General features: G+C 65.2%; 12 protein-coding genes. 9 read left to right on the top strand and 3 right to left on the bottom strand.

Going from position 1 to position 14868, the window contains the following annotated elements:
* Positions 1–128: 128 nt before the first annotated feature.
* From ACVOLO_RS00765 to ACVOLO_RS00730, 8 genes are all read left to right on the top strand, one after another.
* Complete coding sequence (locus ACVOLO_RS00765; RefSeq protein ID WP_481568359.1) at positions 129–956, top strand: glycine zipper 2TM domain-containing protein; 828 nt, start codon at positions 129–131, stop codon at positions 954–956.
* 263 nt (positions 957–1219) lie between these two features.
* Complete coding sequence (locus ACVOLO_RS00760) at positions 1220–1759, top strand: GNAT family N-acetyltransferase (RefSeq protein ID WP_481568358.1); 540 nt, start codon at positions 1220–1222, stop codon at positions 1757–1759.
* Between the two features lie 135 nt (positions 1760–1894).
* Positions 1895–2554: a glutathione S-transferase family protein gene (locus ACVOLO_RS00755; protein WP_481568357.1), complete on the top strand. Its 660-nt coding sequence runs from the start codon at positions 1895–1897 to the stop codon at positions 2552–2554.
* Between the two features lie 46 nt (positions 2555–2600).
* Positions 2601–4871 (top strand): thiamine pyrophosphate-dependent enzyme, encoded by a 2271-nt coding sequence (locus ACVOLO_RS00750; protein WP_481568356.1) that lies wholly within the window; start codon positions 2601–2603, stop codon positions 4869–4871.
* A 235-nt stretch (positions 4872–5106) separates the two neighbouring features.
* Positions 5107–5664 carry an NADPH-dependent FMN reductase gene (locus ACVOLO_RS00745; RefSeq protein ID WP_481568355.1) on the top strand — a complete coding sequence of 186 codons (558 nt, stop codon included), beginning with the start codon at positions 5107–5109 and terminating at the stop codon, positions 5662–5664.
* Positions 5665–5903: 239 nt separating this feature from the next.
* Positions 5904–7319: a replicative DNA helicase gene (locus ACVOLO_RS00740; RefSeq protein WP_481568354.1), complete on the top strand. Its 1416-nt coding sequence runs from the start codon at positions 5904–5906 to the stop codon at positions 7317–7319.
* Between the two features lie 14 nt (positions 7320–7333).
* Complete coding sequence (locus ACVOLO_RS00735) at positions 7334–8743, top strand: cryptochrome/photolyase family protein (RefSeq protein WP_481568353.1); 1410 nt, start codon at positions 7334–7336, stop codon at positions 8741–8743.
* 132 nt (positions 8744–8875) lie between these two features.
* Entirely contained in the window at positions 8876–9574 is a 699-nt protein-coding gene (locus tag ACVOLO_RS00730; RefSeq protein ID WP_481568352.1) for a YiaD family glycine zipper/OmpA-like lipoprotein, read from the top strand.
* 213 nt (positions 9575–9787) lie between these two features.
* Here the strand turns inward: ACVOLO_RS00730 and ACVOLO_RS00725 are convergent, their stop codons facing one another.
* Positions 9788–10987 (bottom strand): acyltransferase family protein, encoded by a 1200-nt coding sequence (locus tag ACVOLO_RS00725; RefSeq protein ID WP_481568351.1) that lies wholly within the window; start codon positions 10985–10987, stop codon positions 9788–9790.
* Between the two features lie 160 nt (positions 10988–11147).
* On the opposite strand from ACVOLO_RS00725, the gene ACVOLO_RS00720 reads away from it, so the two are divergent.
* Positions 11148–12053 (top strand): LytTR family DNA-binding domain-containing protein, encoded by a 906-nt coding sequence (locus tag ACVOLO_RS00720; protein WP_481568350.1) that lies wholly within the window; start codon positions 11148–11150, stop codon positions 12051–12053.
* Positions 12054–12229: 176 nt separating this feature from the next.
* Here the strand turns inward: ACVOLO_RS00720 and ACVOLO_RS00715 are convergent, their stop codons facing one another.
* Both ACVOLO_RS00715 and ACVOLO_RS00710 read right to left on the bottom strand, forming a co-directional pair.
* On the bottom strand, positions 12230–13576 hold the full coding sequence (locus ACVOLO_RS00715; protein WP_481568349.1) for an ABC transporter substrate-binding protein: 1347 nt from the start codon (positions 13574–13576) through the stop codon (positions 12230–12232).
* A 128-nt stretch (positions 13577–13704) separates the two neighbouring features.
* A complete protein-coding gene (locus ACVOLO_RS00710) occupies positions 13705–14838 on the bottom strand; it encodes a PPC domain-containing protein (RefSeq protein ID WP_481568348.1) in 1134 nt (377 codons plus the stop codon).
* Positions 14839–14868 lie beyond the last annotated feature (30 nt).

The raw sequence follows: 14868 nt of genomic DNA, 5'->3' as shown, positions 1-14868 counted from the left end.
CAATGCGGATATTGCGACGCCCGGAGCGTTTTCGATAGCTGACTGCCAGAAATACTGGCCTCTGTTCAGCTTGACCGTGCTGGAATCGGCCCACATCAGAACGCGGCAGAGCCGCTGGGAGCCCGCTTATGAAGAGCACCACTACAACCATCCTGGTGGCTACCGGCGCATTGCTGGTCGGCGGTATCGCCACTGCTGCCTTCATGCAGGGCCGCGACAAGGCCACCACGCTGCCGGCTGCGGAAACGCCGGCGCCGCTGGTGGACGGCGCCCTGCAGGGCGACGATGCGGCGACCAATGAGGTCGCGGCAACTGGCAACAAGCTCGAATATGCCGATGTGCTCAAGGTCGCCCCGGTGACCCAGAAAGAGCGCCTCTATGGCACCGTCACCGCCAGTGATCCGATCCGCGAGACCTCCAGCACCAGCACCCCGCATGAAGTCTGCGAGGACGTGGTGGTGCAGGAGCGTCTGCCCGAGCGCGACGGCAATGTCGGCGGCACGGTTGCCGGCGCGGTGATCGGTGGCCTGCTGGGCAACCAGGTAGGTGGCGGCAACGGCAAGAAGGCAGCGACCGCCATTGGCGCCGCAGCAGGCGGTGTAATCGGCAACCAGGTCGACAAGCGTCACGTTGGCGGCCGTGTGGTCAGCCGTACCGAACGCCAGTGCCATACCGAGCAGCGCACCGCTGAATCCAGCCGCATCACGGGCTACAACGTCACCTATCGCAAGCCCGATGGCAGCACCGGCACCATGCGCACGGACAACAAGCCGGGTGAGCGCGTGTCGCTGGGCAATACCGACCAGACCATCGGTTACGACGTGACCTACCGTTACGACGGCGAGGAAAAAACCGTGCGCATGGACAACCGCCCGGCCAGCGATCGCCTGCCGGTGCTGGATGGCCAGATCGTGACCCAGACGGCATCGGTTGCCGGGGATGGCAGCCGGCAGTAAGTGCCGCCGTTTTGCTGTGAAGTGGAAGGCCGGCGAAAGCCGGCTTTCTGCGTTATTGGGGTGCACGGTTGAAAGGCACCCCTCCCCAGCCCTCCCCTTGGCTCCGCCAAAGGGAGGGGGCAGGAGCGGCCTTCCGCTGCCAGTTATCAGGTTGCAGGAATCACACCCTCCCTTGCGCGCAGCGGAGGGGAGGGCTGGGGAGGGGTAGCGCTTTGGAAGGTAGGTGCTAGCGTTACCGTCCCCAGTAACGGAGCACACAATGCATGAGCATCTTCGACCTGCAACTGGAAACCGAGCGCCTGCTGCTGCGTCCGCCGACAGCCGAGGACTTCGAGGCGTTTGCCGCATTCTGTGCTGACCCGGTCACGATGCAGCATCTGGGGGGCGTGCAGGCCAAGCCAGTGGCCTGGCGCAGTCTTGCCGGGTTGGTGGGCAGTTGGCAGTTGCTGGGTTATTCGATGTTCTCGGTGATCGAGAAAAGCAGCGGCCGCTGGGTGGGCCGTGTTGGTCCATGGCAGCCCTACGGTTGGCCGGGCACCGAAGTGGGTTGGAGCATCGCCTCGGAATTCTGGGGCCGCGGTTACGCGCCGGAGGCGGCGCGGGCAAGTATCGACTGGGCGTTCGATACGCTGGGCTGGAACGAAGTCATCCACACCATCGCGCCGGATAACGGCAACTCTCAGGTGGTTGCACGCAAGCTGGGTTCCAGCATTCTGCGCACCGCGCATTTGCCGCCACCGAATGAAGTGTTGGTGGATGTCTGGGGGCAATCGCGCGCGCAATGGCGGGCACAACAGGGGTAACGCCCGGCGCAGTGTGGTTTCACGGCGGAGCGGCGAGGTGCGGTTTTGCTGCGATTGCAGCTTTACCCAACCGCCGTGATTCCGTTCAAATGGGCTCCGTCATCTGCCATTGCGGCAGGCGGGAGAGCCGGTTCAGTGAGTAACTCTGGGGCTGCGTTGACGGTGTACGGCATGTCCACGTCGGGCAATTGCCACAAGGTTCGGTTGTTGCTGGAGCAACTGGGCACGCGCTACGAATGGTGCGAGGTGGACAGCGCCGCTGGACAGACCCACACCCCGGAATTTCTCGCGATGAATCCCAACGGCAAGGTGCCGCTGGTACGGCGGAATGACGGCCGGGTGCTCACCGAATCCAATGCCATCCTGTTCTGGCTGGCCGAAGGTACAGCGTTCCTGCCGACCGACGGCTGGCAGCGTGCGCAGGCGCTGTCGTGGATGTTCTTCGAGCAGTACAGCCACGAGCCCTATATAGCCGTCGCGCGTTTCATCTGTGGCTGGACGCCACTGGATTCGCCGCGCCGTGATGCATTGCCGCGGCTGCGCCAGCGGGGCCATGAAGCCTTGACGGTCATGGAGCAGCATCTGGCTGCACACGACTGGTTCACCGGCCCGCAGTACGGCATCGCCGATATCGCACTTTTCGCCTACAGCTCGGTTGCCGAAGAGGGCGGGTTGCAGCTTTCGCCCTATCCGGCCGTGCAGCGTTGGCTGCAGCGCGTGCGCGACCAGCCCAGCTTCGTGCCGATGCCTGCCGCTGATGTGGAGGTGCAGGCACGCTTCGCCGCTTCGCACTGAATCTATTTCCCCCGCAATACCCGCTTGCCTTGTGGAGTCTGTCTGCATGTTTGCTCGTGTACCGAATCCCATTCCTGCCCGCATGAAGGGCCTGAACCGCGCCGAGATCTGCGACACCAATTTCATCGACCACGTCAAAAGCCTGGGGCAGGGGCCGGGCGCAGGCCCGCAGGATGCCGCGCCGATACTGCCGGGCAGCGCGCTGGACGCGAAGGGCTTCCGCGAACTGTTCGAGTCGCAGTTGATCAGCCGTCACCTGGATCTGATGGCGCGCGTATTGCGCGTGCAGAACAAAGTCTTCTACACGATTGGCTCCTCCGGGCACGAAGGCAATGCAATGGTGGCGCGGGCGACGCGGCATACCGATCCGGCGTTCCTGCATTACCGCTCCGGCGGCTTCATGGCCGAGCGGTTCCGCAAATTGCCGGGCATGGACCCGGTGATGGATTCGGCCCTGTCCTTTGCTGCCAGCAAGGACGACCCGGCCAGCGGTGGTCGCCACAAGGTGTGGGGCAGCAAGCCGTTATGGGTGTTGCCGCAGACCTCCACCATCGCCTCGCACCTGCCCAAGGCGCTGGGCACCGCAATGGCAGTGGAAGCCGGCAAGCGGCTCGGGCATGGCTTGCCGATTCCCGATGACAGCATTGCCATCTGCTCGTTTGGTGATGCCTCGGCCAACCATGCCACTGCGCAGACGGCATTCAATGCCGCCGCCTGGAGCAGCTTCCAGAAGCTGCCGGCGCCGGTGTTGTTTGTGTGTGAGGACAACGGCATCGGCATTTCGGTGAAAACGCCGGAAGGCTGGATTGCCGAGAGCTTCCGCCATCGTCCCGGCCTGGATTACTTCCATGCCGATGGCCTGGACCTGGCCACCGGCTATGCCGACGTGCAGCGCGCGGTCGAGCATTGCCGCCGTACGCGCCGGCCAACGTTCCTGCATCTGCGCACCACGCGTTTGATGGGCCACGCCGGCACCGACTTTGAAATTGAATGGCGCGCACTGGAGGAGCTGTGCGCGGTGGAAGCCGGCGATCCACTGCTGCGCTCGGCGCAGATCGCGGTTGAGTCCGGCCTGATGGACAGCGAAGAAGTGCTGGCGCTGTACGAACACACGCGCAAGCGTTGCTTCGAGGCGGCCGAAGCGGCGGATCAGCGCCCGCGTCTGAAGAGTCTGCAGGAGGTGATGACGCCGCTGGCGCCCTACACGGCGGACAAGGTGCAGGCTGAAGCCAATCGTGCCGACTACAGCGAGCGTCGCCTGCAGGTGTTTGGCAGCGACGCGGCCCTGCCGGAGAACCAGCCGCCCAGGCATCTGGCCATCCAGATCAACCAGGGCCTGCACGAGCTTTTCTGCAAGTACCCGGAAACCTTGTTGTTCGGCGAGGACGTGGCACAGAAGGGCGGCGTCTACACGGTGACCAAGGGCCTGCAGAAAGCGTTCGGCCCGCGCCGGGTGTTCAACACCTTGCTGGATGAAACCATGATCCTGGGCATGGCCCAGGGCTTCGCCAACATGGGCCTGCTGCCGCTGCCGGAAATCCAGTACCTGGCCTACCTGCACAACGCCATCGACCAGGTGCGCGGCGAGGCCTGTTCGCTGCAGTTCTTCTCCAATGACCAGTACCGCAACCCGATGCTGATCCGCATTGCCGGCCTGGGCTACCAGAAAGGCTTTGGCGGGCACTTCCACAACGACAACTCGATCACGGCCATCCGTGACATTCCCGGGCTGGTGGTGGGCTGCCCATCGCGCGGTGACGATGCGGCCGCCATGCTGCGCACGCTGGCGGCGCTGGCCAAGGTGGACGGGCGCGTATGCGTTTTTTTGGAGCCCATCGCGCTGTACATGACCAAGGATCTGTACGAAGCCGGCGATGGTGAATGGCTGTTCCCGTACCCGGCACCGGGGCAGAGCATCGCCCTGGGCGAGGGGCGTGTGTATGGCCAGGGCAACGAAGACCTGGTGATCTTCAGCTACGGCAACGGCGTGCCGATGAGCCTGCGCGCCGCGCGCACCATTGAAAAATCCCAGGGCTGGAAGGTGCGGGTGGTGGACCTGCGTTGGCTGGTACCACTCAACGATGCCTGGATCGCCGAACAGGCAAAGGGTGCCAAGCGCATCATCGTGGTGGATGAAGGCCGGCACAGCGCGGGTGTGGGCGAGGGCGTGATTACCGCCCTGGTGGAAGCCGGGCTGGGCAGCGTGCCGCTGCGGCGGGTGACCGGCGCAGACACCTATACACCGCTGGCCGGGGCTGCGTTGCTGGTGCTGCCGGGTGATGCGGATGTGGTGGTGGCTGCGGCGGAGTTGGGGTGAGTGGAGGGGCTTTGCCGCTTTCCGCTTTCCCCTCTCCCCAACCCCTCTCCCGGGAGGGTTGTGGGGCTTCATAGAGGCAGCTTCTCAGATTGGTTCATATTGCCATGTACTGAGCCCCTCTCCCCGCGCGGGTGAGGGGTTGGGGAGAGGGGGGCGATGCCCACAACGCACCCCCTTCACCCCGCCCATAGCCCATCATGGCTAGCCTGATAACTTCATTCGCAGCGAGGTCACCATGAGTCATCACAAGATTGCGGTTTTTGTCGGCAGTCTGCGCAAGGAGTCGATCAACCGCCGCTTGGCGCATGCACTGGAAAAACTGGCCGGCGAACGCGCCAGCTTCGAGTACATCCGGATCGACGACATTCCCCTGTACAACCAGGACCACGACACGCAGTTCCCGCCCCAGGGCACCCGCATGAAGGGCCTGATCCGCGGCGCCGATGCGGTGTTGTTCGTCACCCCCGAGCACAACCGTTCCTTCCCCGCGGCGCTCAAGAATGCCATCGACACCGCCACGCGGCCCTATGGCGACAACGCCTGGGCAGGCAAGCCGGCGGCGGTGATCGGCTGCTCCCCCGGCGGTGCGGGCAGTGCCCTGGCCCAACAGCACCTGCGCAACGTGCTGGTAGCGGCGAACCTGGCGGTGATGCCGCAGCCGGAGGCCTTCGTGCAGTTCAAGGAGGGCATGATCGAAGCCGACGGCACCATCACCAACGACGGCACGCGCAAGTTCCTGCAGGGCTACATTGATGCGTTCCTGGCCTGGGTGGCCCTTCAGACCAAGGTCTGAACCGCCCGCGTATCCAGCAGCGGGCAGCGCCGCTGGATAGCGCCACATTTGCGATAATCCACGCCCCGCGCCGCAACGGTGCCGGGCGTTTTGTTCTGTATGACACCCCGATCAGGGCCATCCGGGCAGCCGCCCGGCGCCTGAGTTGCGGACAGGTTATCCACAGAGTTGTCCGTACCCCGGTGGCCGCCGCCCACCTACCATGGCCACACGGCCTTACCGCAGGAAATACGCTTTTCATGTCCGCTCGTACTGGTTTCCGATCCGACCGCAACGACCGCGCAGAGCGCGGCGAACAGCGCATCGACGCCCTGCGCGTGCCCCCGCATTCGGTGGAAGCCGAGCAGGCGGTGCTGGGTGGCCTGATGCTGGCGCCGGAGGCATACGACCGGGTCAATGAGGCGCTGACCGAGAAGGACTTCTACCGGCGCGACCACCAGTTGATCTACCGCGCCATCCGCGAGTTGTCCGAGCGCGACCGCCCGTTCGATGCGGTGACCCTGGGTGAATGGTTTGAGTCGCAGGGCAAGCTGGACCAGGTGGGCGACGGTGCCTACCTGATCGAGCTGGCCAGCACCACGCCGTCGGCGGCCAACATCAGTGCCTATGCCGAGATCGTGCGCGACAAGGCGGTGCTGCGGCAGCTGATCCAGGTGGGCACGGACATCGTCAATGACGGTTTCCAGCCCGAAGGCCGCGACAGCTCCGAGCTGTTGGCTACCGCCGAAAAGTCGGTGTTCGCCATTGCCGAGCAGGGCGCGCGCGGGCGTACCGACTTCGTGGCCATGCCCGGCGCGTTGAAGGATGCCTTCGAGGAGCTGCGCAACCGCTTCGAGAACGGCGGCAACATCACCGGCCTGCCGACCGGCTACAACGACTTCGATGCGATGACCGCCGGCCTGCAGCCGACCGACCTGATCATCCTTGCCGCGCGTCCGGCCATGGGCAAGACCACCTTTGCGCTGAACATCGCCGAATACGCGGCGATCAAGTCGAAGAAGGGCGTTGCGGTGTTCTCGATGGAAATGTCGGCCTCGCAGCTGGCAATGCGTCTGATCTCCTCCAACGGCCGCATCAACGCGCAGCGCCTGCGTACCGGCCAGCTGGAGGACGAGGACTGGAGCCGCGTCACCGGCGCCATCCGCATGCTGAAGGAAACCAAGATCTTCATCGACGATACGCCGGGCGTGTCGCCGGAAGTGCTGCGCTCCAAGTGCCGCCGCCTCAAGCGTGAGCACGACCTGGGCCTGGTGGTGATCGACTACCTGCAGCTGATGAGCGTGCCGGGCAACAGTGAAAACCGTGCGACCGAAATCTCCGAAATCTCGCGTTCGCTCAAGGGCCTGGCCAAGGAGCTGAACGTGCCGGTGATCGCGCTGTCGCAGCTCAACCGCTCGCTGGAAACGCGTACCGACAAGCGCCCGGTGATGGCCGACCTTCGTGAATCCGGCGCTATCGAGCAGGACGCGGACATGATCGTGTTCATCTACCGCGATGATTACTACAACAAGGAAAATTCGCCGGACAAGGGCCTGGCCGAGATCATCATCGGCAAGCACCGTGGTGGCCCGACCGGCTCGTGCAAGCTGAAGTTCTTCGGCGAGTACACCCGCTTCGACAACCTCAGCCACGACTCGGTGGGTTCGTTCGAATAAGCAGGGGCAAGCGCATGTCCGTGGCCATTGTCTGGTTCCGGCGCGACCTGCGCCTGCAGGACAACCCCGCCTTGCAGGCAGCGCTTGAGGCCGGGCATCGCGTGGTGCCGCTCTACATTCACGCGTCCGAAGAAGAAGGGCAGTGGGCGCCGGGCGCGGCGTCCGATGCCTGGCTGTACCGTTCGCTGCACGCGCTTGATGGCGCGCTGCGTTCGCTGGGCGCCTCACTGGTGTTGCGCCGTGGCGACAGCTGGGAGCAGCTGCAGGCCTTGATCGCCGAAAGCGGCGCTGAAGCGGTGTATTGGAACCGCAAGTACGAACCGGCCACGCAGCCGCGCGATGCGGCGATCAAGCGCGGCCTGCGCGAGCAGGGCGTGCACGCCGAAAGCCACAACGGCTACCTGTTGTTCGAGCCGTGGGAGTTGGCCACGCAGCAGGGCGGGCCATACAAGGTGTTCACCCCGTTCTGGCGCAACGCGCTGAGTCACTGGCGGCTGCCGGCACTGTCTGCCGCGCCCGCACGCTTGCCTGCACACGGCGTCACCGGCGTGCCCTTGGCGGCGTTGGGGCTGCAGCCGCGCCCGCGCTGGGACGCCGGTTTCTGGGAACACTGGGAGCCAGGCGAGGGCGGCGCACTGGAGGCGTTGGAGGTCTTCATCGATGGCGCGCTCAACGGCTATCGCGAACAGCGTGATTTGCCGGACCGCGTCGGCACCTCGCTGATGTCGCCGCACCTGCATTTTGGCGAGATTGCCCCGTGGCGCATCGCCCATGCATTGGAAGCGGTGCGCAGCGCTGGCCGTGATGCGGACATTGATGGCTATCTGCGGCAACTGGGCTGGCGCGAGTTTTCCTGGCACCTGTTGCACCACTTCCCGCGCACATCCGGGCACAACCTCAACCCGCGCTTCGACGGATTTGCCTGGGCAACACCACAGCCCGCACTGCTGGACGCCTGGCAGCAAGGGAACACCGGCATCCCGATCATCGATGCCGGCATGCGCGAACTGTGGGCCACCGGCTACATGCACAACCGCGTGCGGATGCTGGTCGGCAGCTTCCTGTGCAAGCACCTGCGCATGCACTGGCGCGAAGGTGCGCGCTGGTTCTGGGACACGCTGGTGGACGCGGACCTGGCCAACAACAGCATGGGCTGGCAATGGATTGCCGGTACCGGCGCCGACGCCGCCCCGTACTTCCGTGTGTTCAACCCGGTCACGCAGGCGCAGAAGTTCGATCCGCAGGCGCGTTACATCAGCCGCTGGGTGCCGGAACTGGCGGCCTTGCCGCTCAAGGCGCGGTTCGCCCCCTGGCTTTCGCCGGCGCTGCTGGCCGAGCTGGCGCCGTCCTATCCACGGCAACCGCTGGTGGATCTGGCAGCCGGTCGTGAGGCGGCGTTGAGTGCCTACCACCGTTGTCGATAGGCGCTTGAACGGTTCAGTCAGAAAACTGAATGGAAGCTTCGCCGGAGAGGTTTCCATCATGTCGGCATCGCGTTGTGCTGTTTATCCTTGCCCGGCACCCATGTGGCCGACCGGCCGTTCAAGGAGACTCAGATGACCACCCGTACCGTTTTCCGCAATCTTTCCATTGGTCTGGTTGCTGCAGCCGTCCTGTCGGCCTGCGCCACCGGGGGTTCCTATGTCCAGCAGGACCAGTACGGCAATCAGCCCCAGCAGCAGAACAAGACCGGCAAGGGCGCCCTGATCGGTACCGCCATCGGCGTGGCCGCCGGCTTGCTCAGCGGCGGTGACGCTACCGAGCGTCGCCAGCGTGCGATGGTGGGTGCGGGTATCGGTGCGCTCAGCGGCGCGGCAGTGGGCAACTACCAGGACCGCCAGGAACGCGCCCTGCGTGAGCGCACCGCCAACACCGGCATCGATGTGCAGCGTGATGGCGACAACATCACCTTGAACCTGCCCGATGGCATTACCTTCGACTTCAACAAGACCACGCTCAAGCCGCAGTTCTACAGCGCACTCAATGGCGTGGCCGGCACCTTGAACGAGTACAACCAGACCATGATCGAAGTGGTCGGCCACACCGACAGCATCGGCACCGATGCGGTCAACAACCGCATTTCCAAGGAACGCGCCGACGCCGTGGCTGCCTACCTGAGTGCACAGGGCGTGCAGCGCGCGCGCATCGAGACGCTGGGTGCCGGCAAGTCGTACCCGATTGCCGACAACAGCACCGACGCCGGCCGCGCGCAGAACCGCCGCGTCGAGATCCGCGTGATCCCGCTGCGTTCGTGATCGAGGCGTTTGCCGTGTGAACAGAAAGGGCCGCGCAAGCGGCCCTTTCCTTTGGCCGGCCATCAAGGCATGGACGGCAGCAGCGCTGCTGATGCGACATCACCAGCGGCCCGGCCATCAGCAACCGGGGGGCGAGCGGGTGACAGATTCCATTCCGGCGCAGAGTGGCTGGGCGTGTCATTGCTGCCTGCACGGCCGGGTTGCCACACCGTCTCAGCCGCCCTCGCGCAGCGCTGCCGGCAGGGGTTCCGCTGCCGGGCGCGGCAAGGGTTTGAGTCCAAACCAGGGCCTGAGCAGGCGGCTGCGGCGGATCAGTTCATTCGCTGCCAGGCACAGCGCGAATGTGCTGGCGATCAACAGGGCGGCTTCGGCGGGCGGTGCCATCGCTGCCGGTTTCAGGCTGTGCGCCAGCACCACGATCACGCTCTGGTGGAGGATGTAGAGCGGGAACACCGCCACGGTCAGATAGCGCAGGACAGCACTGTCGGCATGGCGCCAGCGGTAGGCGAAGCCGAGCAGGGCGGCGATGGCGCACCACTGGTCCACTGCCCACACCACGCGCAGGGTCATCCGCAGCGCAAGCGGCAAGGGCTGTGCCTCGCCGAAGCCTGCGAAGTACCAGTAGTAGGTGATCAGGGCATAGCTGGCAGCCGCCAGCCCAAGTGCAACCCAGCGCAGCCGCTGCAGGGATTCCCAGAAGCGAGTATCGAAAGCGGCAAGAAAGCCGATGAAGAACACGGTGGCGTACTCGGCGTGGCTGTACCAGTCATCGGTCAGTGCATGGGTCTGCTCGAAGCGTGCCACCAGCAGCAGGCGGGCCAGCGCCAGCAATGCCACTGGCACCAGCAGTGCCCCTGCTCCCTGCAGGGCCGCGCCGGCCCATTGCCTCAGCCGCTCCAGGGCCGGGGCCGGCAGCAGCTTCCATAACAGCCAGGCCAGCACGGTGTAGCACCACAGGTAGGGCAGAAACCAAAGGTGGTTCCAGGTCGGGAGCCGCAGGCAATCCCCGTCGCTGCCGCAGAAGCCGTGGTAGCCGCTCAAGTACTTTGCATAGAACGCCAGGTAGGACTCCCCATAGCCGCCGGGCAGTTGCTCGACGACCTGCAGATACGCCTGCGGCGGCACGATGATCAACATGCCGAACAGCAACGGCAGCAGCAGTTGTCGCGACCGTTGCCGCAGCACGCCGCCGGACAGCTTGCGCATCAGGTAGGCGGTTGCCACACCGGAGATCAGGAACAGCAGCGACATCCGCCAGGGGCTGGTGAGCAGCATGAACGGCTCCGGGCCTTCGCCGGCATGCGGGCTTTTCACGTGCCAGCCCCAGCTCACGTAGTACATGCCCACGTGGTAGATCACCAACAGGCCGAAGGCGATCACGCGCAGCCAATCCAGGTCGTGACGTCGTTGCATTGCTTGGTTCGCCCCTTGTCCGAGAAGAGTGGTGATTGGGGCAATTGCCGAGGCCGCGGAGGCGGGTGATGGGATCGATTGCGGTGACGAAGGGACGAATGGCGGCGTCCCAGGGACGGAGTGGAGCGGCCGGCACGGGGCGCTGGCCTAGAATGCGCTGATGGATAAAACCCCTGGACGTGATGTGCTGGAGCGCTACCGGCCCTGGCAACGCAGTACCGAGATGCTGTTCTGGTTGCTGGTGGTCGGCATCAACTGCAGCGGAAATGCGCTGACCGTGTTGATGGACGCAAGGCGCAATGGCGAGGTCGCGCTGCAGGCTTGGGAACCTTGGGTATGGGAGTTCTCCAGTGGCCTGGTGTGGTTGCTGATCGTGGTGCCGGCGGTGGTCTGGTTCAGCAATCGCCTGCCGCTGCACCTGGACAACTGGCGCCGTCGGCTGCCCTGGTATGTGCTGGCCAGTGTGCCGGTGTCACTGGTGCACGTGTTGTCCATGTTCGCGCTGCGCGTCCTGGTCTATCGGTTGATGGGCGATGACTACAGCATCGACTCGCTGCCGCAGGCCCTGCTGTACGAGTACCTCAAGGACGCGCGTACCTTTGCCTTCATCGTGGCGATCACCCATGCGTACCAGTTCCTGCTGCGCCGCTTGCAGGGTGAGGCGCAGTTGCTGGCCGCGCCCGATGAAGGCCCCCCGCTGGAGCCGGTGGAGCGGCCGGAGCGGCTGTTGGTGCGCAAGCTGGGGCGTGACTTCCTGGTGGCCACGCAGGACATCGAATGGGCACAGGCCGCAGGCAACTACGTCAACCTTCGGGTGCGGGGGCATGATTATCCGCTGCGGATCACGATGACGGCGCTGGAAGGCATGCTCGACCCGGCCAGCTTTGTTCGGGTACACCGCAGCTGGCTGATCCATATCGCCCATCTGGTCTCGATTGAGCCACTGGACGGAGGGGATGCGCGGCTGCAGATGGATGACGGCCAGCAACTGCCCTGCAGCCGCCGCTATCTGCCACAGGTGCGGCAGCAATTGAGCGAGGGCCAACGCGCGGCGTTGCCTGTCTGAGTCCGCCCGATGTGCGTTGCACGCGAACCCCGCCCGGCCATGGGCGGTAACGCGGACCCCTGCGTCGCTGAAGTGAGATCGAAAAAAAACAGTGCCGAGCATGGCTCGGCACTGTCGGAATTACGTGGCTGCTGCGGAAGCCGGCGTGATGCCGGCCTCCGTGTGCGTGCAGCTGATTACTTGCGGCGGACCAGCAGGCGGTAGCCGCCGGTGGCGTTGGAGTCGAAGCTGTGTGCCAGCAGCACATAGCGGCCGGCTTCCAGTTCGATTTCCAGCGACGGATCCAGGCTGGTATCGCTGTCATCCTGCTTGGCGACTTCCTCGCCGTTGCGCATCAGCGTGATCATGCCGTCCAGGCCGCCGTTGCCGACCATGCTGATCACGTAGTTGCCCTTGCGCGGGATGTCCAGGTTGTACAGGTCGCGGTTGCCCGGGCGCAGCTGGCCCTGGATTTCGCGGCCGATCTTCAGCTCCGGACGGGCAGCGGCCTGGCCGGCAGCGGACGTCACGGTGGCCAGCTGGAACACACCGCCGCGGCCGTTCACCGAACGTACCGAGATGTTGTACTCGCCGGCTTCCAGCACCTGGGTCAGGCGCGAGTTGGTGCCGTTGCCAGCGCCGTCATCGTCGCTGAGAACCAGGTCACCGCCCTGCATGGTCAGCAGGGTGTCGATGTCGTTGCTGGTGGCATCGAACTGCACGCGACGGCGCTCGGGCAGGGTGAACACGAAGCTGCGGGTGGCATCGGAAGCAACGAAGCCGCTGACCGAGCCGTCCATCGGCAGCGCGCTGCCATCTTCAAACACCAGGCCTTCGGGCAGGTCGGCCTGCTCCACGCTCAGGTAGAAGGCGCCGGCGGCATCGCTGAAACCGGCGGCCTTCAGGGTGTAGGTGCCCGGCTGCAGCGGCGCCATCAGGCGTGCGTTCAACTGGTTGCCGCCATCGTCGTCTTCCATGCTGACGCCGTTGCCGCTGAGTTCCAGGCGCGAATCAAACTCGCTGGATTCCATGTCGATGGTGTACAGGCCCGGCTTGGTGACCTGCAGGGTGTAGCTCTTGTCACCGCCGCGCAGCCAGTCGGTGATGCGCTGGCCTGCGGTCAGCGGCTTGCCGTCATAGGCGACGATCGGCTCGACCGACAGCTGGAACGGGCCAAAGGCGCGGGCGTCGGCGCCGCTGACGGCCACCATGTACGCGCCGGCCTTGTCGGCACGCACGCTCAAGCTGCTGTCGCCGTTTTCACTGGCTTCAGAACGGGCGACCAGCGCGTCGCGGTGGAACACCGCCAGCGTGCCATTGAGAGCGCCTTCCAGCTTCAGCGAAACAGCCTGGCCGGCGGCCAGCTGCAGCGAGAACAGCTGGCTGCGGGTGCCGTCGGCATAGTTGACCGGGGTGGCGGAGGTGATTTCGCCGGAAACATCAGCGTTGAGAGCCAGCGGGCGGGCGGCCGGGGCGGCGTGAGCGGGGACGTTCACGGCGGCGGCGATGGCCAGGGACAGCAGTCCTGCTGCAAATCGCTTCACTTCGATCTTCCTTATGGTGGAACAGGGGAGGTTGTGCAGATGCCCGCGCCATGGTTGCGCGAGCACGGACATTCTGCGGGGTACAGGCGCTGCCGGCCGGGGGACCGGACAGCGCAGGTCAATTGCCGTCAGTGGATGACAGCGGCATCAGCGGCGGCGGACGCGGCATCGGCTGCCGCTTCGACGGCCGCATCGGCACCGTTCTTGCGGTTGTCGTTGGCCGGCGCAGCGACGTCGGAGCCCAGGTCGGTGGTTTCCAGCTCGAACACGCCCTGCTGGCTGCCCAGGCTGCTTACCGCGACGATGTAACGGCCCTGACGCAGGTCCAGGATCAGCTGCGCGTTGGTGCCGTTGCCGCCGTCGTCGTCCTCGGCGTCCACACCCGGGCCGGTGATCTTCAGCACCGAGTCGAAGCTGTCGGCGATGGCATCGAACTGCACCTGGCGCGGGCGGTCCACGTTGAGCACGAACGTGCGGCGGCCGCGCGAATCCATCATCGACTGCGCCGGCTGGCCGATGGTCAGGGCGGTGCCGTCGCGGGTGACCAGGCCATTGGGCGTCGGGGTCAGGGCGACGCTGAGCTTGAACGAGCCGGTGTTGCCGTTCACCGAGGAAGCGGCAATGGTGTACTCACCCGGCTCGAGATAGGTCTGGATACGGGCGTTGAGCTGGCCGCCGCTGTCGTCGTCCTCCAGCTCCACGTTGCGGCCGTTCAGCTGAAGCTTGGCGTCGAACGCGCTGGATTCGAGCCTGATGGAGTACAGGCCGGCCTTGTCCACCTTGAGCTTGTATTCCTGCTTCTCGCCCACCAGCCAGTCGATGGCCTGGCTGTCGTCGCCCAGCGGCTTGCCGTCGTAGGGCACCACCTGGGCGGTCTTGAGCTTGAACGGGCCAAAGCTCTGCGCGCTGGCGCCGTTCACGGCCACCAGGTAGGTGCCGTCCTTCGGTGCGCGGAAGGCCAGACTGACCGAGCTGCCGGTGGTATCACCTTCGCCGGAGCTGCCGGAGGAGGCATTGGCCAACATGCTCTGGCCATCAAACACGGCCAACTGGCCGGTGAGGGCGCCGCCCAGCTCCAGCGACACCGCCTCGCCGCTCTTCAGGGTCATCTTGTAGCCCTGATGGCGGCTGCCGTCGTTGTAGTTGAGGTTGCTGGAAGAGGTGATTTCGCCGGATACGGTGTCGCCGACCCCCAGCTTCGGGGAGTTGTCGCCGCCGGCAACGCCCCCCAGTTTCTGGCAGGCAGCAAGCGCAAGTGTCATCGAGACAGCAGCGAAAAGGCGGGCGGGGCG

The organism is Stenotrophomonas sp. STEN056, from assembly GCF_056759635.1.
This window is presented reverse-complemented; position numbering and strand designations above follow the sequence as displayed.